The sequence below is a fragment of the Pseudomonas sp. LB3P81 genome, assembly GCF_054897965.1.
In genome coordinates, this window is the sequence record NZ_JBUBVG010000001.1 from 2,945,751 (window position 1) to 2,968,783 (window position 23,033).

General features: G+C 60.6%; 15 protein-coding genes. 3 read left to right on the top strand and 12 right to left on the bottom strand.

Annotated elements, in window-relative coordinates; genetic code table 11:
- Positions 1-6 precede the first annotated feature (6 nt).
- From gltB to ACYZTL_RS13610, 9 genes are all read right to left on the bottom strand, one after another.
- A complete protein-coding gene (gene gltB, locus ACYZTL_RS13570; protein ID WP_461952221.1) occupies positions 7-4,452 on the bottom strand; it encodes a glutamate synthase large subunit in 4,446 nt (1,481 codons plus the stop codon).
- Between the two features lie 350 nt (positions 4,453-4,802).
- Positions 4,803-6,398 (bottom strand): AAA family ATPase, encoded by a 1,596-nt coding sequence (locus ACYZTL_RS13575; protein WP_461952222.1) that lies wholly within the window; start codon positions 6,396-6,398, stop codon positions 4,803-4,805.
- A 10-nt stretch (positions 6,399-6,408) separates the two neighbouring features.
- The gene (gene aroB / locus ACYZTL_RS13580; RefSeq protein WP_017336126.1) at positions 6,409-7,509 is read right to left on the bottom strand and encodes a 3-dehydroquinate synthase; all 1,101 of its coding nucleotides are present in this window, start codon (positions 7,507-7,509) and stop codon (positions 6,409-6,411) included.
- 151 nt (positions 7,510-7,660) lie between these two features.
- Positions 7,661-8,179, bottom strand: coding sequence for a shikimate kinase AroK (aroK, locus tag ACYZTL_RS13585; protein WP_017336125.1), 519 nt, complete (start codon positions 8,177-8,179; stop codon positions 7,661-7,663).
- Positions 8,180-8,183: 4 nt separating this feature from the next.
- On the bottom strand, positions 8,184-10,283 hold the full coding sequence (gene pilQ / locus ACYZTL_RS13590) for a type IV pilus secretin PilQ (RefSeq protein WP_461952223.1): 2,100 nt from the start codon (positions 10,281-10,283) through the stop codon (positions 8,184-8,186).
- Positions 10,284-10,296: 13 nt separating this feature from the next.
- Entirely contained in the window at positions 10,297-10,824 is a 528-nt protein-coding gene (locus ACYZTL_RS13595; RefSeq protein WP_461952224.1) for a pilus assembly protein PilP, read from the bottom strand.
- Entirely contained in the window at positions 10,821-11,444 is a 624-nt protein-coding gene (gene pilO, locus ACYZTL_RS13600; protein ID WP_461952225.1) for a type 4a pilus biogenesis protein PilO, read from the bottom strand. The genes ACYZTL_RS13595 and pilO overlap by 4 nt, the downstream gene beginning before the upstream one ends.
- Positions 11,441-12,007 (bottom strand): PilN domain-containing protein, encoded by a 567-nt coding sequence (locus tag ACYZTL_RS13605; protein ID WP_461952226.1) that lies wholly within the window; start codon positions 12,005-12,007, stop codon positions 11,441-11,443. The genes pilO and ACYZTL_RS13605 overlap by 4 nt, the downstream gene beginning before the upstream one ends.
- A complete protein-coding gene (locus tag ACYZTL_RS13610; RefSeq protein WP_461952227.1) occupies positions 12,007-13,071 on the bottom strand; it encodes a pilus assembly protein PilM in 1,065 nt (354 codons plus the stop codon). The genes ACYZTL_RS13605 and ACYZTL_RS13610 overlap by 1 nt, the downstream gene beginning before the upstream one ends.
- 216 nt (positions 13,072-13,287) lie before the next feature.
- Here ACYZTL_RS13610 and ACYZTL_RS13615 point away from each other — a divergent pair, with 216 nt between their 5' ends.
- Entirely contained in the window at positions 13,288-15,726 is a 2,439-nt protein-coding gene (locus ACYZTL_RS13615; RefSeq protein WP_461952228.1) for a penicillin-binding protein 1A, read from the top strand.
- Between the two features lie 270 nt (positions 15,727-15,996).
- Here the strand turns inward: ACYZTL_RS13615 and ACYZTL_RS13620 are convergent, their stop codons facing one another.
- The 3 genes from ACYZTL_RS13620 to rpmE all read right to left on the bottom strand — a co-directional run bounded on the left by ACYZTL_RS13620 (position 15,997) and on the right by rpmE (position 18,494).
- Complete coding sequence (locus ACYZTL_RS13620) at positions 15,997-17,265, bottom strand: malic enzyme-like NAD(P)-binding protein (RefSeq protein WP_461952229.1); 1,269 nt, start codon at positions 17,263-17,265, stop codon at positions 15,997-15,999.
- 183 nt (positions 17,266-17,448) lie between these two features.
- On the bottom strand, positions 17,449-18,249 hold the full coding sequence (locus tag ACYZTL_RS13625) for a thermonuclease family protein (RefSeq protein ID WP_461952230.1): 801 nt from the start codon (positions 18,247-18,249) through the stop codon (positions 17,449-17,451).
- A 14-nt stretch (positions 18,250-18,263) separates the two neighbouring features.
- A complete protein-coding gene (gene rpmE, locus ACYZTL_RS13630; protein WP_461952231.1) occupies positions 18,264-18,494 on the bottom strand; it encodes a 50S ribosomal protein L31 in 231 nt (76 codons plus the stop codon).
- A 373-nt stretch (positions 18,495-18,867) separates the two neighbouring features.
- On the opposite strand from rpmE, the gene ACYZTL_RS13635 reads away from it, so the two are divergent.
- Both ACYZTL_RS13635 and argS read left to right on the top strand, forming a co-directional pair.
- The gene (locus ACYZTL_RS13635; protein WP_461952232.1) at positions 18,868-21,087 is read left to right on the top strand and encodes a primosomal protein N'; all 2,220 of its coding nucleotides are present in this window, start codon (positions 18,868-18,870) and stop codon (positions 21,085-21,087) included.
- A gap of 209 nt (positions 21,088-21,296) precedes the next feature.
- Positions 21,297-23,033 (top strand): arginine--tRNA ligase, encoded by a 1,737-nt coding sequence (argS, locus tag ACYZTL_RS13640; protein ID WP_461952233.1) that lies wholly within the window; start codon positions 21,297-21,299, stop codon positions 23,031-23,033.

Below are 23,033 nucleotides of genomic sequence, written 5' to 3' on the forward strand. Positions count from 1 at the left end.
CGCATATCACTGCGGGTTGGCACGGGTGCTGGAAAGCAACGACTTCAGGTTTGCAGCCTTGGGCTTGACCAGCCAGAAACGACGCAGATAGTCATCGAGGTTTTCAGCGAGGTTACGACCCCATTCGCTGTCGGTTTCCGCGACGTATTCGTCCAGCACGCGCTGCAGGTGGCTGCGATAGGCTTCCATCGCCTCACCGCTGATCCGCTGGATTTCCACCAGTTCGTGGTTGACCCGGTCAACGAAGCTGTTGTCCTGGTCGAGCACGTAGGCGAAACCGCCGGTCATGCCTGAGCCGAAGTTGTAACCGGTCTTGCCCAAGACGCAGACGAAACCACCGGTCATGTACTCGCAGCAGTGATCGCCCGTACCTTCCACCACAGTGTGAGCACCGGAGTTACGCACCGCGAAACGCTCGCCCGCAGTGCCGGCGGCGAACAGCTTGCCACCGGTAGCGCCATACAGGCAGGTGTTGCCGATGATGGCACTGTCCTGAGTCTTGTAGACGCTGCCCTTCGGCGGAACAATGACCAACTTGCCGCCGGTCATGCCTTTGCCGACGTAGTCGTTGGCATCGCCTTCCAGGTACATGTTCAAACCGCCGGCGTTCCACACACCGAAGCTCTGACCGGCCGTCCCTTTGAAGCGGAAGGTGATCGGCGCATTCGCCATGCCTTGGTTGCCGTGCTTGCGCGCGATTTCACCTGAGATCCGCGCGCCGATGGAACGGTCGCAGTTGCAGATATCCAGCGCGAACTCGGCGCCGCTCTTGTCATTGATGGCCGAAGTGGCCATGTCGATCATTTTCTCGGCCAGCAGGCCTTTGTCGAACGGCGGGTTGCGGTCGACCTGGCAGAACTGTGGTTTGTCTGCCGGGATGTGATCGCTGCCGAGCAACGGAGTCAGGTCCAGGTGGTTCTGCTTGGCGGTCTGGCCTTCGAGAATTTCCAGCAGATCAGTACGGCCGATCAGCTCTTCGAGGGAGCGCACACCCAGTTTGGCCAGCCACTCACGGGTTTCTTCGGCGACGTAGGTGAAGAAGTTCACCACCATGTCGACGGTGCCAATGTAGTGATCCTTGCGCAGCTTCTCGTTCTGAGTCGCGACGCCGGTGGCGCAGTTGTTCAGGTGGCAGATGCGCAGGTATTTACAGCCCAGCGCGATCATTGGCGCGGTGCCGAAGCCGAAGCTTTCAGCGCCGAGGATCGCAGCCTTGATCACGTCGAGGCCGGTTTTCAGGCCGCCGTCGGTCTGCACCCGGACTTTGCCGCGCAGGTCGTTGCCGCGCAGGGTCTGGTGAGTTTCGGCGAGGCCGAGTTCCCACGGCGCGCCCGCGTATTTGATCGAGGTCAGCGGCGATGCGCCGGTGCCGCCGTCATAGCCGGAGATGGTGATCAAGTCCGCGTAGGCCTTGGCCACACCGGCCGCGATGGTGCCGACGCCCGCTTCTGCCACCAGCTTCACCGAGACCAGCGCTTTCGGGTTGACTTGTTTCAGGTCGAAAATCAGCTGCGACAAGTCTTCGATCGAGTAGATGTCGTGGTGCGGCGGCGGCGAAATCAGGGTCACGCCCGGCACTGCGTAACGCAGCTTGGCGATCAGACCGTTGACCTTGCCACCTGGCAATTGACCACCTTCACCGGGCTTGGCGCCCTGAGCGACCTTGATCTGCAGCACTTCAGCGTTGACCAGGTATTCCGGCGTAACACCGAAACGACCGGTCGCGACTTGCTTGATTTTCGAGCTCTTGATCGTGCCGTAGCGCGCCGGGTCTTCACCGCCTTCGCCGGAGTTGGAACGCGCACCGAGGCGGTTCATGGCTTCGGCCAGGGCTTCGTGAGCTTCCGGCGACAGTGCGCCAAGGGAGATGCCCGCAGAGTCGAAGCGCTTGAGCACCGATTCCAGCGGTTCGATCTCGCTGATGTCCAGCGGTGTGTCCAGGGTTTTGACGTTGAACAAGTCGCGGATCATCGACACCGGACGGTTGTCCACCAGCGCCGTGTATTCCTTGAACTTGCTGTAATCGCCCTGCTGCACCGCGGCTTGCAGAGTGTTGACCACGTCCGGGTTGTACGCGTGATATTCGCCACCGTGGACGAACTTCAGCAAACCGCCCTGCTGGATCGGCTTGCGCGGGCTCCAGGCTTCGGCAGCCAAGGCTTTCTGCTCGGCTTCGATGTCGACGAAGCGTGCGCCCTTGATGCGGCTTGGCACACCACGGAAGCTCAGGTCGCAGACTTCTTCGGACAGGCCGATGGCTTCGAACAGCTGCGCACCACGGTACGAAGCGATGGTCGAAATGCCCATCTTCGACAGGATTTTCAGCAAGCCTTTGGTGATGCCTTTGCGGTAGTTCTTGAACACCTCATAGAGGTCGCCCAGCACTTCACCGGTACGGATCAGGTCGCCCAGCACTTCGTAGGCCAGGAACGGATAGACCGCCGAGGCGCCGAAACCGATCAACACTGCGAAGTGGTGCGGATCGCGTGCGGTAGCCGTTTCCACCAGGATGTTGGAATCGCAACGCAGGCCTTTTTCGGTCAGGCGGTGGTGCACCGCGCCGGTGGCCAGGGACGCATGGATCGGCAACTTGCCCGGGGCGATGTGACGGTCACTCAGGACGATCTGGGTGCGACCGGCGCGAACGGCTTCTTCAGCCTGATCGGCAACGTTACGCACCGCGGCTTCAAGGCCGACGCTTTCGTCGTAGTTGAGGTCGATGATCTGGCGTTCGAAGCCCGGACGATCGAGGTTCATCAGCGAGCGCCACTTGGCCGGGGAAATGACCGGCGAGCTGAGGATCACGCGCGAGGCGTGTTCCGGCGACTCCTGGAAAATGTTGCGCTCGGCACCGAGGCAGATTTCCAGCGACATGACGATGGCTTCACGCAGCGGGTCGATCGGCGGGTTGGTGACCTGCGCGAACTGCTGACGGAAATAGTCGTACGGCGTGCGCACGCGCTGGGACAGCACGGCCATCGGCGTATCGTCGCCCATCGAGCCAACGGCTTCGTAGCCTTGCTCGCCGAGCGGACGCAGCACCTGGTCGCGCTCTTCGAACGTGACCTGGTACATCTTCATGTACTGCTTGAGTTGGTCCACATCGTAGAACGCCGAACCGTGGTCGTTGTCTTCCATGGTCGCCTGGATGCGCAGGGCATTCTTGCGCAGCCATTGCTTGTACGGATGACGGGACTTCAAGCGATTGTCGATGGCGTCGGTGTCGAGGATCTGACCGGTTTCGGTGTCCACGGCAAAGATCTGGCCCGGGCCAACGCGGCCCTTGGCGATCACGTCTTCAGGCTGGTAATTCCAGACACCGATTTCCGAGGCCAGGGTGATGAAACCGTTTTTGGTGGTGACCCAACGTGCCGGGCGCAGACCGTTACGGTCGAGCAGGCACACCGCGTAGCGACCGTCGGTCATGACCACGCCGGCCGGGCCGTCCCACGGTTCCATGTGCATCGAGTTGTATTCGTAGAACGCGCGCAGATCAGGGTCCATGGTTTCGACGTTCTGCCACGCAGGCGGAATGATCATCCGTACGCCACGGAACAGGTCGATGCCACCGGTGACCATCAGCTCAAGCATGTTGTCCATGCTGGAGGAGTCGGAACCGACGCGGTTCACCAGCGGGCCGAGTTCTTCCAGATCCATCAGATCGTTGGTGAACTTGGTGCGACGGGCCTGGGCCCAGTTGCGGTTGCCGGTGATGGTGTTGATCTCGCCATTGTGGGCGAGGAAGCGGAATGGCTGAGCCAGCGGCCATTTCGGCAGGGTGTTGGTGGAGAAGCGCTGGTGAAACACGCAAATCGAGGTTTGCAGGCGCTGGTCACTGAGGTCTGGATAGAAGGCGGTCAAATCCGCCGGCATCATCAGGCCTTTATAAATGATGGTCTTGTGGGAAAAGCTGCAGATGTAGTGATCGACGTCGGCGGCGTTGGCCACGGACGAGCGACGACGGGCGCTGAACAGCTTGATCGCCATGTCCTGATCGCTCAGGCCTTCACCGCCGATGTAGACCTGCTCGATCTGCGGCAGGCGCTCGAGGGCCAGGCGGCCGAGAACGCTGGTGTCGATCGGCACTTTGCGCCAGCCGACCAGGGTCAGGCCTTCGGCCAGGATCTCGCGGTTCATGTTCTCGCGAGCGGCTTCGGCTTTGACCGGGTCCTGGTTGAAGAAGACCATGCCCACAGCGTATTGCTTGGGCAGTTCGACGCCGAAGGTTTCCTGGGCGATCGCACGCAGGAACACATCCGGTTTTTGAATCAGCAGACCGCAACCGTCACCGGTCTTGCCGTCGGCGTTGATCCCACCGCGGTGGGTCATGCAGGTCAGGGCCTCAATGGCCGTTTGCAAAAGGGTATGACTGGGCTCGCCCTGCATATGGGCTATCAGGCCAAAACCGCAGTTATCCTTGAATTCATCTGGTTGGTACAGACCTGCTTTCATAGACACTTTCTCACCAGGCTGCCTCTTTTCGAGGCAAATTTCTTTTCAATTCAACCACTTGCGTTCCACGCCGAACGTACGCCGGCTTAGCGGGGGCAAAAGGGTGGTCATTGTACACAGCGACACAGACGCCCACAAATTTGACGACGAACTGTCGCAAATCCATGTCGCATTTGTGAAAGGTTTAAAGCGATCTGCTGTGCTAGTCAAAACTTTTTTAATTCTGACTGCAACGACTCAAAGACTACTGTAACGCAGACACCACAAGGCACGCGGTCTGTAGAGACGGCGCGCACTCGTAGAGATTTTGAGGTGCTTGGAGAGGCGGCCTGGGTAAGGCCGCCGAATCGTCAGCGAGTTGCTGCCAGTTCCTGTTGGACGCTGGCGACAGTGCGAGGCCAAGGTTTACCATTCCGAAACTTCGGTGGCAAGGTCTCGATGGCGCGAAGAGCTGCATCGCGGTTGGCGAAGCTACCGTAAGTGATGACGTAAAGCGGCTTGCCGTTGAGGACTTTCTTGAAATAACGGTACTCGCCGCCCTGCTCCTTCACGAAGGATTGCGCGGCCGCTTCGGAGCTGGTGCCGAGGATCTGCACCACGTAATTGCTCGTAGGTTGTCCGGCGTACCAGGTGCCGCCAGCAGCCTTGGCCGCGGTGGCTGGTTTCTCGGCAGGCTTGGCGGTTGCGACGGCGGCTGGTTTGGCCGGTGCTGGCGCCGGCTTCTCGACAGGCGTCGTCGGGACCGGTTTGGCAGTCGCGACCTGAGTCGGCGCAGGCACCGGCTTGACGGCAGGCGTTGGCGCAGGGCCGGCCGGAACGCCCGCAGGTGGTGCAGTGGTGGTCACGGTCGGCGGTGTATCGCTGGAACCTTCGACCGGCACGCCATCGTCGCCTTCGGTGATGCCGCCGGCCGCTTCGGCCAACGGACCACGCATGACCGGCTGCGAGTTGCCGACCAGCGGCAATGGCATCGGTTGCGAGTTACCGGCGAATTCCACGGCCGGTGCGCCGCCGCTGTTGGGTTGTGGCGTGCCCTGGCCGAGCGGCAGTTGCGCCTGTTCGTTGGCAGGTGCGCCGGTGGTCGGTGCTTTGCTGCGACCCGGCATCAACCAGGCGGCGGCTACCGCGACCACGACGACGGCGGATATCGCCAATACGTGTTTCTTCGGCATATTGAACCCCATACTTGGACGCTTCACCGCTGAGCGGCTGGCAATCATGGCTTCGATCATTGCATCGCGGGCAACCTGGTTGATGTTGCCAGGCCAGCCGTCGGAGCTTTGGTGAATATCAGAGATCTGATCCGCAGTAAAAAGTTCGATACCCCGACCAGCGCCTTCGAGCCGCTGGTCCAGATATTCGCGGGTTTCTTCTTCGGTGTAAGGCTGCAGCTCGATGACGTGGAAGCGCTCTTCTTCAAGGCTCAACGCCTCAAGTTGCGCAATCAGCGAGGACTCGCCGAACAGGAACACATGCGGGCGACCTTCCGGTGCACCAGCGGCCAACTCCATCAAGGCTTCCAGTGCGGACTCGTCGAGTTGCTCGGCGTCGTCCACCAGCAAATAGACTTCCTGACCGGTCAGCGCGAGTTGCACGACCTGAGCCAGAATTGGACCAATCTCCGCCTGAGCGACGTTCAACGCCTGGGCCACCTGACGCAGTACGCCAGCCGCATCGCCAGCGCCACGAGCGGAAACCACCACGCTCTGAACGGATTGTTTGTTGGTACTGGCCACCAGAGCCTGACGCAACAACGTCTTGCCACTGCCTTGCGGACCGGTAACCACCAGCAGCAACTGACTGTAGCGGGCCAGGTGATGCAGTTGCCCCAGCACCGGTTTGCGCTGGGCCGGGAAGAATTTGAAGCCAGGCACCCGTGGAGCAAAAGGGTCATGGCTTAACTGGTAATGGCCGAGGAAAGCCTCGTCGGCGTGCAAACTAGTCATCGGGATCTTATTAACCTTTAAGCTGAGCCAGGGCGCGGTAGTCCGCTCCCAGCGTGGCCTGTAGAACCTCTTTCGGATAATCGTCGGTCACCACCGCTTCGCCCATGTGGCGCAGCAGCACCAGGCGTAAACGACCGTCGATCACTTTCTTGTCAATTGCCATGTGTTCGAGAAAATCGGCTTCAGTCATCTCTTCAGGCGGGATGACCGGCAGGCCAGCACGCTGGAACAAGCGAATGCCGCGATCACGCTCCTGTTCGCTGATCCAGCCCAGGCGCGCGGACATCTCCAGAGCCATTACGGTGCCGGCAGCTACCGCTTCACCATGTAGCCACACACCATATCCCATGTGAGTTTCGATGGCATGGCCGAAGGTGTGCCCCAGGTTCAAGGTGGCACGAACACCGGTTTCCTTCTCGTCGGCACCCACCACCGCCGCCTTGGCTGCGCAGGATCGCTCGATTGCATACGTCAGGGCGACCTGGTCCAGCGCGCGCAGGCGATCGACGTTTTCTTCGAGCCAGGTGAGGAACGGCTCGTCGCAAATCAGCCCGTACTTGATGACTTCAGCAAGCCCGGCGGACAACTCGCGGGCCGGCAGGGTATTGAGGGAGGCGGTATCGATCAGCACCACATTCGGCTGATAGAAGGCGCCGACCATGTTTTTGCCCAGCGGATGATTGATTCCGGTCTTGCCGCCCACCGAGGAGTCGACTTGCGACAGCAGCGTGGTCGGAACCTGAATGAAATCGACACCGCGTTGATAACAGGCGGCAGCAAAACCGGCCATGTCACCAATCACCCCGCCGCCGAGGGCAATCACGGTGGTGCGGCGATCATGGCGTGCGGTCAGTAGACCGTCGAAAATCAGTTGCAGGGTTTCCCAGGTCTTGAAGGCTTCGCCGTCAGGCAGCACCACGGAAATCACCGAGAACTGCGCAAGGCTGCGGGTCAGACGTTCGAGATAGAGCGGCGCAACGGTTTCGTTGGAGATGATCGCCACTTGCCGTCCGCGAATATGCGGGGCCAGCAGCTCAGGCTGATCCAACAAACCTTCGCCAATGTGAATCGGGTAGCTGCGCTCGCCTAGATCGACCTTGAGTGTCTGCATGTGTCCCCACAGTGAAGATGGAATCAGGCGTCCTGCCTTGAGTTATCGAATGTCCACGGCATCTGTTGGTGTGACGCCATTCGGTAGCCATCCGCCACAACCTTGAGCGGTCGCGGCAGGACGCCGAGGATAGCGCATTTCGCGCTGCGCTTTAACGGGGAGGCAGTTGCTGCAGGCGGTCAAGAATGTCGAGCACCACCATTCGCGGCGGTCGCTCATCGGTTTCCACCACCAGGTCGGCGATTTCCCGATACAGCGGATCGCGCAACTCCAGCAGGTCCCGAAGGGTCTTGGCCGGATCGGCAGTACGCAACAGGGGTCGATTGCGGTCACGGGCGGTGCGGCCAACCTGCTGCTCGACAGAAGCATGCAGATAAACCACCCGACCACCGGCACGCAGTGCTCGACGATTAGCTTCGCGCATCACCGCGCCGCCGCCAGTCGCCAGCACCACGCCATCGCAGCCGCACAGCTCGGCAATCATCGCCTGCTCGCGGTCACGAAAGCCCGGTTCGCCTTCCTTATCGAAAATCCACGGGATATTAGCGCCCGTGCGCAATTCAATTTCCTTATCGGAATCTTTGAATGGCAGGCGCAGCTCTTTGGCCAGCAACCGGCCGATGGTGCTTTTTCCAGCCCCCATCGGTCCAACAAGAATCAAATTTCGCACAGAATCAATGACTCACAGCAATCGCCTGGTTGTTCATGATACGCGGAGTGAGAAATACCAGCAGCTCGGATTTTTTCTCCGAAACCACGTCACGCCGGAAAAGGCGGCCAAGATACGGCACATCACCGAGAAATGGCACCTTATCTACAACCTTGCTCTGAGTATTTGAGAAAACCCCACCGATCACGATGGTCTCGCCGTCATTGACCAGGACCTTGGCGTTGACCTCGTTTTTCTTGATTGGCGGTACGTCCTGCACCTTGTTCAGGTAGTCCGGTTCGTCCTTGGTGACCTTGACCTCCATGATGATCCGGTTGTCCGGCGTGATCTGCGGCGTCACTTCCAGCGACAGCGAGGCCTCCTTGAAGGACACCGACGTAGCGCCGCTGGAGCTGGCTTCCTGGTACGGAATTTCGGTGCCCTTGAGGATTTTCGCGGTTTCCTTGTCGGAGGTGACGACTTTGGGTTGCGAGACGATTTCGCCGTTACCGGTTTTTTCCATCGCCGTCAGCTCAAGATCCAGCAGCACATTGTCGGTGATAAAGGCGATGCCGAGCCCCGAGGTGTTGGCGGCGGCGCCCATGTCGACGAACGGTGAGTTGGTACTGGTGCTGCCGGGCGTGCCGATGGTCGACGACGCGTTGGCACCGTTGCTGACCCCTGACGTGTTCCAGTTGCCCTTGTTCTGGATCGACCCGCCCCAGCGCACGCCGAGACTTTTGTCGTAATCGACGTTGGCTTCGACAATCCGCGCCTCGATCATCACCTGACGCACCGGGATATCCAGTTGCGCAACGATACGACGCAGCTCGTCGAGGCGGTCCTGGGTCTGATACGCAATGATGTTATTGGTTCGTTCATCGACGGTGATCGAACCCCGCTCGTCGACCTTCGCCTCGGCACTGGTCACCGACGTGAACAGCTTGGCGATATCGGCCGCCTTGGCGTAATTGACCTGCAGCAGCTCACGACGCAATGGCGCCAGTTCGGCGATCTGTTTCTGCGACTCCAGTTCCTGGCGCTCGCGGGCGGCAATCTCATCGGCCGGCGCCACCAGCAGCACGTTGCCGATCTTACGCTTGTCCAGCCCCTTGGTTTTCAGCACCAGGTCCAGCGCCTGATCCCACGGCACGTTCTGCAAGCGCAAGGTAATGCCGCCCTGCACCGTGTCGCTGGCCACCAGATTGAGGTTGGTGAAGTCGGCAATCAGTTGCAGCACCGAGCGCACGTCAATGTCCTGGAAGTTCAGCGAGAGCTTTTCACCGGTGTAGGCAAAACGCTCGGCGTTGCGCTTCTGCAAGTCGTCTACGGTCATCGGGCGAATGCTGACGGTCAGTTTGTTGTCGGTCTGATAGGTCGAATAATCGAACGCGCCACTGGGTTCAATGCTGATGGTCGCCCGGTCTCCCGTGGCGCTGGCGTTGACGAATTGCACGGGCGTGGCGAAATCCTTGACGTCCAGACGGACCCGCAGCGGTTCCGGCAATTGGGTTCTGGCGAAACCGAGGACGATCCTGCCATCACGCTCCTGAATGTCCGGGGCGATGGACGGATCCGACAGATCGATGACCACATTGCCTTCACCCTGGGTGCCACGCTGGAAATCCACGCCGCGGATCGCCTTGGTCACCGGCGTATAGGCCTTGGCTGGCGCCGGAGTTGCCGTGGCGACACGTGGCGGTTTGGTTACGGCTTCGGGTGCAGGTGCGGAGGCTGCGTCGCTGGTTCCGCGCCCGACCACCACAAACAGATTATTGCCCTCGACGCGAGCGGTGTACGGGGTCAATTGAGTCAGGTTGATAATCAGCCGTGTGCGATCCTTGGCTTCCACCACTATGGCGCTGCGTGCATTGCCACCGCCCAGGTCGCGGGTCTTGCTCGCCAGCTGGTTGACCACACCGGGCAGGTCCAGCGCAATCCGCGCAGGCTGCTCCGTCGTGTAACCGTGGGGCGCCGGGGGCGCTCCATCGAACGACAACTTCAACTCGACGCGGTCCCCTGGCAGCGCGGCGACATCCAGCGCTTTGAGGTTGGCCGCTTGTACCATCGGCGACAGCAACGCTATCCATAGCGACATTCCGAAGGTCGCGAAAATCCTGTTCATTATTCGAGTTCCACTATGAGTGCTCTTTCAAAGGGATGGTCCGCGGCCGTTCCAGCCAGGCGCCTTCGCCGTCAGGAACGATTTCGACCACATCGACTTGCGAGGCGCTGATGGCGACGATCCGGCCATCGTTACGTCCCAGGTAATCGCCGACCCTCAACCGATGCACACCGCCTGCCCCGCGCATGAGCGCAAAGGAGCCAGCTGCATTGGAGATCGTGCCGACCATTTCAAACTGCTCGATGTTGAAACCTTCGAGGTACTGCTTGACCCGATTTAGATCAGGCTTGACGTTGCGCGAGCCATGCTTCTGGCCAGCCAGGTTGACCCTGAGCTGCCGGGAAAACGGGCTTCGCAGGTTAGCGGCGCTGTAGGTGAACGCTGGGTAAGACCGGAATGTCGGCGTTGGTTCAATCTTGCCCGGCGCACGCAGGCGCATTTCGTTCATGAACGCGTCCAGGTCGCTGAAGCCAGCGTCGCCGCCACAACCGGCCAGAAGGACCAATACTCCGATCATCGGAATAAAACGAATCGGGCTCATTTTTGCAGCCCTTTGTCGTTATAGCGGTAAGTCTTGGCGAGGATGCTCATGCGCAATTTCGGCCCCCCCTCGGGGTTGGCCGGTGCGAGGTCAAAGTCATGCAGGGTGACGATTCGCGGCAACCCGGCCACGCCACTGACGAACGTGGCGAGGTCGTGATACGCGCCGGTGACGGTGATCTGGATCGGCAGCTCGATGTAGAACTGCTGGGTGACCTCCGGCAGCAGTTTGATCTCTTCGAACTCCAGACCGCTGCCCAGGCCGGTGCGGGTGATGTCCTCCAGCAGACCGGGCACTTCGGTGACGCTGGGCAATTGCCGCAAGAGCACGCCAAAGGAATTCTCCATTTCCTTCATCTGCTGGATGTATAGCTCCAGATTTGCCGCCATGTGCGCTTTGGTGGCGAATTGTTCCTTGAGCGTCGACTCTTCCTCACGCTTGAGTTCCAGGTGACTCTCAAGGTCGCTGATGGAAAAGCTGTAACCCAGCGCCAGCACCAGAATCATCAACAGCACACCCGCCAGCGCCTTGATGGCGGGCGGCCAGGACCCCATGTTGCTGGTGTCCAGATCGTTGATGTCGATTTTGCGCAAGCCTTCAATCCATTCGGCCGGCCTCATTGAACAGTCTCCGTAGCGGCGGGCTGGCTCTGACGAACGGTCAACTGAAAGACGTTGGCCTGATCCAGCTGGCCGGCGGTGGTCGCCTTGACTTCCGTCAGGGTGGGCGCGTCGAACCAGTCCGATGCATCAAGATTGCGCATCAGGTCTGACACGCGGTTATTGGATTCTGCCGCGCCGGTAACGGATAGGGTTTTGCCTTCCATTTTCACCTCGGTGAAATACACCCCGTCCGGCAAGGTACGCGCCAGCTGATCGAAGATCCGCCCGCTGATCGGACGATTGCCTTGCAGGTCCTGAATGATGCGCATGCGCTCGACCAGTTGTTGGCGGCGGGCTTTCAGATCACCGATCTGCTTGATCCGCTCGTCGACCACGACAATCTGTTTACCGATGTAATCGTTTCGGGCGATTTGTCGGTCGATCGCACCACTGATGGCCTGATCCGCAACCAGCACCGCCCCCACCGACCCCACCAGCACACCGACCAGCGTCAGCAAGAAGCGTTTGCGCCGCTGTTCCCGCAGTTCTTCGCGCCAGGGTAAAAGGTTGATCCGCGCCATCAGTCGAAACTCCTGAGGGCCAGCCCGCAAGCGATCATCAGCGCCGGTGCATCGCTGGCCAGGGCACCGGCGTTGACCTTGCTGCTCAGGGTCATGTCCGTGAAGGGATTGGCCACCTGTGTCGGCGTGCCCAAACGCTGCTCGATCAACCGGTCCAGCCCCGGGACCGAAGCGGTGCCACCGGCCAGCAGGATGTGATCAACAGCGTTGTACTGCCCGGAGGCGAAGAAAAACTGCAATGACCGCGACACCTGCTGCACCAGCGCATCGCAAAACGGCTGCAACACCTCGCTGACGTAGTCGTCCGGCAAGCCGCCCTGCTTCTTTGCCAGCCCGGCTTGCTCAAGGGTCAGGCCATAACGTCGCTGGATTTCTTCCGTCAGCTGGCGACCGCCGAACAATTGTTCGCGGGTGTAGATGATGCGTCCGTTGTACAAGACGCTGAGCGTGGTCATGGTTGCACCGATATCGACCACGGCAATCGTCAGGCGCTCCTGATCGGCTGCCAGCTGTCCGGTCAGCAAACCGAAGGATCGCTCCAGCGCGTAGGCCTCGACATCGACCACGCGAGCGGTCAGACCGGCCAGCGCGAGCGCCGCTTCACGGACTTCGACATTTTCCTTGCGACAGGCTGCAAGCAACACAGTGACCCGCTCAGGGTTGCGCGCCGATGCGCCCTGGACTTCGAAGTCGATGGCCACTTCGTCCAGCGGATAGGGGATGTATTGATCCGCTTCGATTTTCAGCTGGTTTTCCATCTCGTCGTCGGAAAGACCGGCGTCCATTTCGATGGTCTTGGTGATCACCGCCGAACCGGCCACGGCCACCGCGACGTTCCTGAGACTGGTTCTGGCCTTGAGCAGCACGCGCGTGAGTGCCTGACCCACGCCTTCGAGCTCGGCGATATTTTTCTCGACCACCGCGTTGGCGGGCAGCGGTTCTACCGCATAGGCCTCGACCCGATATCGGTCGCCCTGACGGCTTAGTTCAAGAAGCTTTACCGACGTGGAGCTGATGTCGATCCCCAACAGCGTATTGGCCTTTTTATTGAAGAGTCCTAGCACTACCAATTCCCTATGACTTTCCGTGAGTTACGGACTCTGTAATGTCCATTGCGTTCAATCCACCCGTCTTGACAGCAGCGCAAATGACGCTCTCCACGGAAAAATGCTTATAATGCCCAGCGTTTTTTTCCGCTTTTTACGTCAAGCGCGGGTCGTTCTCCTTTTAATCTGAACCCTGATGCCTCATTCATTTTTTGCCCTGGATATCCCAAAGCCTTGATTCGTCTGCTGAAGTTTTTCGGTTGGTCCATCGTCGCCGTTTTCTGCGGACTGCTCCTCGGTCTGAGCGGCGCTTTTCTTTACCTTAGCCCCGGATTACCGTCTGTGGAGGCGCTGAGAAGCATTCAGTTGCAGATTCCACTGCGCGTCTACAGCAGCGACAACAAGTTGATAGCAGAGTTTGGCGAAATGCGCCGCACTCCGATCCGTTTCGCCGACATTCCCCCCAACTTCATAAATGCGTTACTAAGTGCTGAAGATGACAATTTCGCCAACCATTACGGCGTCGATCCCAGCAGCCTGATGCGCGCCGCAACCCAACTGGTCAAAAGCGGTCACATTCAGTCCGGCGGCAGCACCATCACCATGCAGGTCGCGAAGAACTTCTTCCTGACCAGCGAACGCAGCTTCTCGCGCAAGACTACTGAAATCCTCCTGGCCCTGCAGATCGAACGGCAGCTGACCAAGGACGAGATCCTCGAGTTGTACGTGAACAAGATCTACCTGGGTAACCGGGCTTACGGCATCGAGGCGGCGGCGCAGGTGTATTATGGCAAGTCGATTCGTGACGTCAGCCTGGCGCAGATGGCGATGATTGCCGGCCTGCCAAAAGCCCCGTCGCGCTTCAACCCGCTGGCCAACCCGGCGCGTAGCAAGGAGCGTCGCGACTGGATCCTCGGGCGCATGTACAAGCTCGGAAAAATCACCGAAGCCGATTACACCGCCGCGATCAACGAGCCGCTGAACGCCAGCTATCACGTGCCGACCCCGGAAGTGAACGCACCCTACATCGCTGAAATGGCTCGCGCCGAAATGGTCGGCCGCTATGGCAGCGATGCCTACACCGAAGGTTTCCGCGTCACGACCACCGTGCCAAGCAACCTGCAGGAAATGGCCAACACCGCGCTTCACGAAGGCTTGATGACTTACGATCAGCGTCATGGTTATCGCGGCCCCGAGTCGCGCCTGCCGGGCAAGACGCGGGAAGCCTGGGCCACCGAACTGACCAAGCAACGCACGATCAGCGGCCTTGAACCCGCCATCGTCACCCAGGTCGACAAGAACGGCCTGCAAGTGATGACCCGTACCGGTGACGAACACATCGGCTGGGACAGCATGAAATGGGCGCGACCGTTCCTGAACACCAACAGTATGGGCGCCAACCCCAAGCAGCCGTCGGATGTCGCCCAGGTCGGCGACCTGATCCGCGTGCAGCGCCAGCCGGACAATTCGCTGAAGTTCAGCCAGATCCCGCAGGCACAAGGCGCACTGGTTTCCCTTGATCCGCAGAACGGCGCCATTCGCTCGCTGGTCGGCGGTTTCGCCTTTGAACAAAGCAATTACAACCGCGCCCTGCAGGCCAAGCGTCAGCCGGGCTCGAGCTTCAAACCGTTCGTCTACAGCGCCGCACTGGATAACGGCTACACCGCCGCCAGCCTGGTGAACGACGCACCGATCGTGTTCGTCGACGAATACCTGGACAAGGTCTGGCGACCGAAGAACGACACCAACACCTTCCTCGGCCCGATCCGCTTGCGCGAAGGGCTGTACAAGTCGCGCAACCTGGTGTCGATCCGTCTGGTGCAGGCCCTGGGCGTTGATCGCACCATCGACTACATCAGCAAGTTCGGCTTCAACAAGCAGGACCTGCCGCGCAACCTGTCGCTGGCCCTGGGCACCGCGACCCTGACGCCAATGGAAATCGCCACCGGCTGGAGCACGTTTGCCAACGGCGGCTACAAGGTCAGTCCGTACATCATCGACAAGATCGAAAGCCGAAACGGCGACACGCTGTTCGTCGCCAACCCGCCGAGCGTGCCGAAAGGTGGTGTCGCCCCGGATGGCATTGCCGCCCCCGCCGTCGAGGCCTTTACGGTCAACGCGACGCCGGGCGAGGCTTCGGGCCAGCCAGCGCCTCAGGCACCGGCCGTGGCAGAACGCATTGTCGATGGCCGTACCACTTACATCCTCAACAGCATGCTCGAGGACGTGATCAAACTCGGCACGGGCCGCCGCGCACTGGCCATGGGTCGCCCCGACATCGCGGGCAAGACCGGTACCACCAACGAATCCAAGGATGCGTGGTTTTCGGGCTACAACGCCGATTACGTGACCACCGTCTGGACCGGTTTCGATCAGCCGGAAAGCCTGGGCAAACGTGAGTTCGGCGGCACTGTGGCGTTGCCGATCTGGATGAATTACATGGCTGCCGCGCTCAAGGACAAGCCGCCGCATACACAGCCAGAGCCGGAAGGCATTCTGAGCCTGCGGGTTGACCCGGTCAGTGGCCGGGCAGCCACCCCTGGCACGCCAGGAGCGTACTTCGAGCTGTTCAAGGCCGAAGACACGCCGCCGTCGGTGAATGAGCTGGGTAACGGCAACGCGCCGGGCAGCCCGCTGCCAGCGGATGAAGCGGCGCCGATCGATTTGTTCTGATCCCGTGACGCAATGCAAAAAGCCCCGCCTTCGAAAGAAGTGCGGGGCTTTTTGTTGCTTGATGTATGTGTGCTGACTGACCCGGCCCCTTCGCGGGCAAGCCCGCTCCCACAGGGATCTGTGGTGTTCTCACGAAATGTGTATCACCGCAATATCCTGTGGGAGCGGGCTTGCCCGCGAAGGGGCCATCACGAACAACTCAACCCTCTCTGACACAAAAAAGCCCCGATTCACAAGAGCCGGGGCTTTCTGTAGAAGCGCTACAACGGCTTAGCCGTTGAAAACGTCATCCACGCTTTTCAGCGGGTAGTTCTTCGGATATGGCAGGGTGGCCACACCGGTCTCGATCGCAGCCTTGGCCACGGCATCGGAGATCAAGGTGATCAGACGGGCATCCATTGGTTTCGGGATGATGTACTCACGACCGAATTCCAGCTTGATGCCGCCGTAGGCGTCGCACACTTCCTGAGGAACCGGCAGTTTGGCCAGCTCACGCAGGGCGTTGGCCGCTGCCACTTTCATTTCTTCGTTGATGCGCTTGGCGCGAACGTCCAGGGCACCACGGAAGATGAACGGGAAGCCCAGTACGTTGTTGACCTGGTTCGGGTAGTCCGAACGGCCGGTCGCCATGATCACGTCGTCACGGGTAGCGTGAGCCAGTTCCGGGGAGATTTCCGGATCCGGGTTCGAGCACGCGAACACGATCGGGTTGGCCGCCATGGATTTCAGGCCTTCAGGGCTCAGCAGGTTCGGGCCGGACAGGCCAACGAACACGTCTGCACCGGTCAGGGCGTCAGCCAGGGTGCGCTTGTCGGTCGCGTGAGCGAAGACAGCCTTGTACTGGTTCAGGTCGTCACGGCCGGAGTGGATCACGCCGGTACGGTCGACCATGTAGATGTTTTCGATGTTGGCGCCCATGCTCACCAGCAATTTCATGCAGGAGATGGCGGCAGCACCGGCGCCCAGGCAAACGATCTTGGCGTCGGCAAGGGTTTTGCCAGCGATTTCCAGGGCGTTGATCATGCCGGCTGCAGTAACGATCGCGGTGCCGTGCTGGTCATCGTGGAATACCGGAATGTCGCACTGCTCGATCAGAGCGCGTTCGATCTCAAAGCACTCAGGTGCCTTGATGTCTTCCAGGTTGATGCCACCGAAGGTGATGGAGATGCGCTTGACGGTGTCGATGAAGGCTTGCGGGCTTTCGGAATCGACTTCGATGTCGAACACGTCGATGCCGGCGAAGCGCTTGAACAGCACGCCTTTACCTTCCATTACTGGCTTGGAAGCCAATGGGCCGAGGTTACCCAGGCCCAGAATCGCGGTGCCATCGGAAATGACTGCAACCAGGTTGCCTTTGCCGGTGTATTTGTAGGCCAGCTCAGGATCGCGGGCGATCTCGCGTACTGGTTCGGCTACGCCGGGGCTGTAGGCCAGCGACAGGTCGCGGGCGGTAGCGGTGGCCTTGGTGAGCTCGACACTCAGCTTACCTGGACGAGGATGGGCGTGATATTCGAGAGCGGCAGTTTTCAGATCAGACATGGGGGCATTCCGCTTTTACTGTTGGACAGACTGGTCAGCGAGGATACGCGCCTCGCAAAGTCCCCACAAGACTGACCAGTCACCCCTGTACAAGCGCCCGGCCCTACGACTTTGGGCCAAGAGCCACGGAACACAAGGGATAGACTGTTCACAATCGACAGAAAAAATGTCTACAATTTTTTATCAAGGCGCTGCTTGCAACATCGCAGGATCGGTCAGTGGCAGGAGCCAGCGCGCCTGCCCCGGTTTCAACCCGCCACGGCGGGAACGGTCCACGACCCAGCCACGCGCCTCGATCTGCTTGCCCTGCAGCCGCTCCAATGCCACGGCATCGAACTGCCCCAATAAATTGGGTGCAACACGCAATACAAGCGCATCCTGCAACTCGATCCAAACGCCACCGCGATTGCGTTGAACCTTGCTTACACGCCCACTGACCACAGCAAAACCGGACGCGTTGATCTGCTCCGCTTTCAGTACAGGTGACTGACGCCACACGCCGAGACCGGCCTGCCGCGCACTGCGTTCCGCCGCTTGCTGACAGGTGACCAGATCGACATTCGGCGCGACCGCCACCTGAAACCCGAGCCCCTCAGCGAGCATCTGCGCTTCGAAGTTGACGCCATCGGTGCCGTAGAGATGTGCAAGGGTGCGACCGTAGTGATCCTTGCTCTCTTCACCCGGGAGCACACCGACCCGCCCGTCACTGGCAGCCACCAATGCTTCCAGACGTTTGCGCGCCGCCACGGCGAACGGCTCGTCGGAACGGCCCTGCTTGCCCAGCTCGGGCGTATTCAAGCCGATCATGCGCACACTGCGGCCATCGCTCAGGCGCAAGGTGTCGCCATCCACCACCTGCTGCACCGCGATCGGCGTCAGGCCATTCGGCACCGGGCAGAAAGCCTGGGCACCCGAGAGCCAAATCGCGGACACAAAAAAGGCGCCCGCAAGGGACGCCTTTTTTATCAGCAAGTAAAAGCCCATCGGGCTTTTCTGCCTTACTCTGCAGCAGCAGGTGCTTTCTTGCCGAAAGCGCCGAAACGGTCTGCGAAGCGCTGTACACGGCCGCCAGTATCCAGAGTCTTCTGCTTACCGGTGTAGAACGGGTGGCACTCGTTGCAAACGTCGATCGGCAGAGCTTTGCCGAAGGTCGAACGAGTTTCGAACTTGTTGCCACAGCTGCAAGTAACAGCAATGACTGGATATTCTGGATGGATATCAGCTTTCATGGTGTCTTCCTCGGGCTAGCGTGCCGCCACCCAACACTATTGTTGAATACCGCACGTAATTAGGCCGCGGATTCTACCAGACAATCCTGATCACGCAAGCTGTCGCTGAGACCGACCGTCTGCTAGGCTCCCGACCCAAAGCACCGCTCCTGTGGGAGCGAACTGTGGTGAGGGGATTTATCGGAATGCCGCACCACCCCGTTCGGCTGCGAAGCAGTCGCAAACCCGGTGAATACGGTTTTACTGAAACACCGTAAACACAGGTTCAGGGCCGCTTCGCGACCCAACGGGGATAAATCCCCTCGCCACACAGGCTCGCTCCCACAGGTCATTGCCCTTGCTGATTATTTTCCGCTGATCGAGACCCCCACGCGTGCCCGACGCCATTTTGCGCCTCGCCCTGCCTTCGCCCCTGCGCCGCCTGTTCGACTACCGAGCCCCGGCCGGCGTCCTGCGCGCCCAGTTGCAGCCTGGCATGCGCCTGCGGGTGCCGTTCGGCCGGCGGGAGATGATCGGAATTCTGGTGGAGGTCACCGAAACCAGTGAAGTCCCGGCAGAGAAGCTTAAACCGGCCCTGGCCCTGCTCGATGCTACGCCGCCGCTGCCACCAGCGCTGTTCAAACTGTGCCTGTGGACCTCCCAGTACTATCAGCACAGCCTCGGCGACACGTTGAGTTGGGCGCTGCCTGTTTTGCTGCGCCAGGGCGAGCTGGCCGAAGCACGCCAGGAACGTTTCTGGTCCGCTGCGCCCGGCGCCAGCCTCGATGACCCGCGCATCGCCCGCGCCCCGCGTCAGCGTGAGGCGCTGGCGACCCTGGCCCAGCATCCCCACGGCGTCGCTCATCAATTGCTGAGCAAACTGATGCTGAGCAAGGACAGCCTCGACCTGCTGCTGGCCAAGGATCTGGTGCAAGTCGAAATCCGCAAGCACGCGCCCGTCGCCCGTCACGAGCACTGGCTGGCGCAACCGGAGCTGCCCCTCAACCCCGAGCAGCGCGCTGCGTATGAAGCGATTCGCGCCGGGTTCGACAGTTACCATGCGTTCCTGCTGGCCGGCGTCACCGGCAGCGGCAAAACCGAAGTCTATTTGCAGTTGATCCGCGAAACCCTCGAAGCCGGCAAGCAAGCGCTGGTGCTGATCCCGGAGATCAACCTCGGCCCGCAAACCCTGGCGCGCTTCGAGCAACGCTTCAATGCACGCATCGCGCTGATCCACTCGGCGGTCAATGACCGCGAGCGCCTTGAAGCCTGGCTCGCCGCCCGGGATGGCGATGCCGACATTATTATCGGGACCCGCTCCGCACTGTTCACACCGATGAAGAACCCTGGCCTGATCATCATCGACGAAGAGCACGATGGCTCCTACAAACAGCAGGAAGGCCTGCGCTATCACGCTCGTGATCTGGCATTGGTGCGCGCACGGCAGGAAAACATCCCGATCGTGCTCGGTTCCGCCACGCCTTCGCTGGAAAGCCTGCACAACGCCTACACCGGTCGGTATGGCCTCCTGCGCCTGAATGAGCGCGCCGGCGGCGCCAAGCAACCGCGATTCCTGCGCCTGGATGTGAAAAGCCGCCCACTGGACAGCGGTATTTCCGGACCGATGCACCAAGCCATCGGTCAGACACTCGCGGCCGGTCAGCAAGTATTGGTTTTTCTCAACCGCCGAGGATTCGCCCCAACCCTGCTTTGTCATGACTGTGGCTGGATGTCCGAATGCCAGCGCTGCGATGCGCGGATGACCGTGCACCAGCGCTCCGGCGAACTGCGCTGCCACCATTGCGGCTACGTCGAACGCGTGCCCCGGCATTGTCCGAAATGCGGCAGAGTCGACTTGCGGCCCGTCGGCGCCGGCACCGAACGTGCCGAAGAGCGCTTGGCCATTCTGTTTCCGGACGTTCCGGTGCTGCGGGTCGACCGCGACAGCACGTCGCGCAAGGACGCGATGAATCAGCTGTTCGCGACCATTCAGAAAGGTCACCCGTGCATTCTGGTCGGCACGCAGATGCTCGCCAAAGGGCATCACTTTCCACGGGTGACGCTGGTGTCGATTCTCGATGCCGACGGCGGACTGTTCTCCGGCGACTTCCGCGCCAGCGAGCGCATGGCGCAACTGATCGTCCAGGTCGCCGGGCGTGCGGGTCGGGCTGAAGAGCCGGGCAAGGTGATTATCCAGACGCATCTCGCGGACCATCCGCTGCTGGTGCAACTGACCGAACAGGGCTATTTCGCCTTTGCCGAGCAGGCGCTGAGCGAGCGGCGCTCGGCCGGTTTGCCGCCGTTTGCGCACCTGGCACTGTTGCGGGCCGAAGCGCATAAACCGGGGCAGGCTGAAGGCTTTTTGGATGAGGCGTGCAGTGAGGCCGAGCGCTTGCTGGCCGAACAGAATCTGACCGGGATCGAATTGCTCGGGCCGGTGCCGGCGCCGATGGAGCGTCGGGCCGGGCGCTATCGGGCGCAGTTGTTGTTGCAGGCGACGGCACGGGCGCCGCTGCATCGGTTGCTGGCCAGTTGGTTGCTGGTGCTGGAACAGATGCCGAGTGGGCGGGCGGTGCGGTGGTCGCTGGATGTTGATCCGGTCGATTTGTATTAAAGATCAAAAGATCGCAGCCTTCGGCAGCTCCTACGTCGAGCGCCCCCCCCTGTAGGAGCTGCCGAAGGCTGCGATCTTTGCCGCTTTTGGCACCACATATCCACAACCTGCCCGCTATAGTTGGCAAGCCCGCCTTCGCAACGGATAATGCCCAGTTTTTCCACCAGCGCATCGAAGCGCCGCCGCGCTTGCGGTCGAAAGAGAAGACCATGAAAGACACCATTCGCCAGCTGATCCAACAAGCCATCACCCAACTCGTCAACGAAGGTGTGTTGCCTGAAGGCCTGTCGCCGGCGATCCAGGTGGAAAACTCCCGCGACAAGAAGAACGGCGACTTCGCCAGCAACATCGCCATGATGCTGGCCAAACCGGCCGGCATGAAGCCGCGCGATCTGGCGGAAAAAATCATCGCCGCGCTGCCGGCCGACGAAAATGTCACCAAGACCGAAATCGCCGGCCCTGGCTTCCTGAACTTCTTCCAGAACACCCAGGCCCTGGCCACTCGCCTCGACGCCGCTTTGGCTGACGAGCACGTCGGCGTGCGCAAGGCCGGCCCGGTGCAGCGCACGGTTGTCGACCTGTCCGCACCGAACCTGGCCAAAGAGATGCACGTCGGTCACTTGCGCTCGACCATCATCGGCGACGGTGTGGCCCGCGTGCTGGAATTCCTCGGCGACGAAGTGATCCGCCAGAACCACGTTGGCGACTGGGGCACCCAGTTCGGCATGCTGATGGCGTATCTGCAGGAAAACCCGATCACCAGCGACGAGCTATCCGACCTGGAAAACTTCTACCGCGCCGCCAAGCAACGCTTCGACGAATCCGAAGAGTTTGCCGATCGCGCCCGTGGCCTGGTGGTCAAGCTGCAGGCCGGCGACGCCGATTGCCTGGCGCTGTGGAGCAAGTTCAGGGACATCTCGCTGTCCCATTGCCAGAAAATCTACGAACTGCTGAACGTCAAACTGACCATGGCCGACGTGATGGGCGAAAGCGCCTACAACGACGACCTGATCAACGTGGTCAACGATCTCAAGACCGCCGGCCTGCTGGTCGAGAGCAACGGCGCCCAGTGCGTGTTCCTCGACGAATTCAAGAATGCTGACGGCGACCCGCTGCCAGTCATCATCGTCAAGGCTGATGGCGGCTACCTCTACGCCACCACCGACCTGGCGGCCGTGCGTTATCGCAGCGGCAAGCTCAAGGCTGATCGCGCGTTGTATTTCGTTGACCAGCGCCAGGCGCTGCACTTCCAGCAAGTGTTCCAGGTCGCACGCCTGGCCGGTTTCGTGACGCACCCGATGGAAATGGAACACATGGGCTTCGGCACCATGAACGGCGCCGATGGCCGTCCGTTCAAGACCCGTGACGGCGGCACCGTGAAGCTGATCGACCTGCTGACCGAAGCCCGGGAACGCGCCTACACCCTGGTCAAGGACAAGAACCCTGAGCTGGCCGAGGCCGAGCTGCGCAACATCGCCAAGGTCGTGGGCATCGGCGCAGTGAAATACGCCGACTTGTCCAAGCACCGCACCAGCGACTACAGCTTCAACTTCGACCTGATGCTGAACTTCGAAGGCAACACCGCGCCGTACCTGCTGTACGCCTACACCCGCGTGGCCGGTGTGTTCCGCAAGCTCGGCAAGGACTTCAGCGAAGTCGAAGGGCAGATCGTTCTGGAAGCCGCGCACGAACATGAGCTGGCAGCCAAACTCGCGCAATTCGGTGAAATACTGAACAACGTCTCCGAGAAAGGCACCCCGCACATCCTCTGCACCTACCTGTACGACGTTGCCGGCCTGTTCTCCAGCTTCTACGAGAACTGCCCGATCCTCAGTGCTGAAACCCCGGCGCAAATGCAAAGCCGCCTGCGCCTCGCTGCGCTGACCGGCCGCACTCTCAAGCAAGGCCTGGAACTCTTGGGTCTGGAAACTCTGGAGCGTATGTAA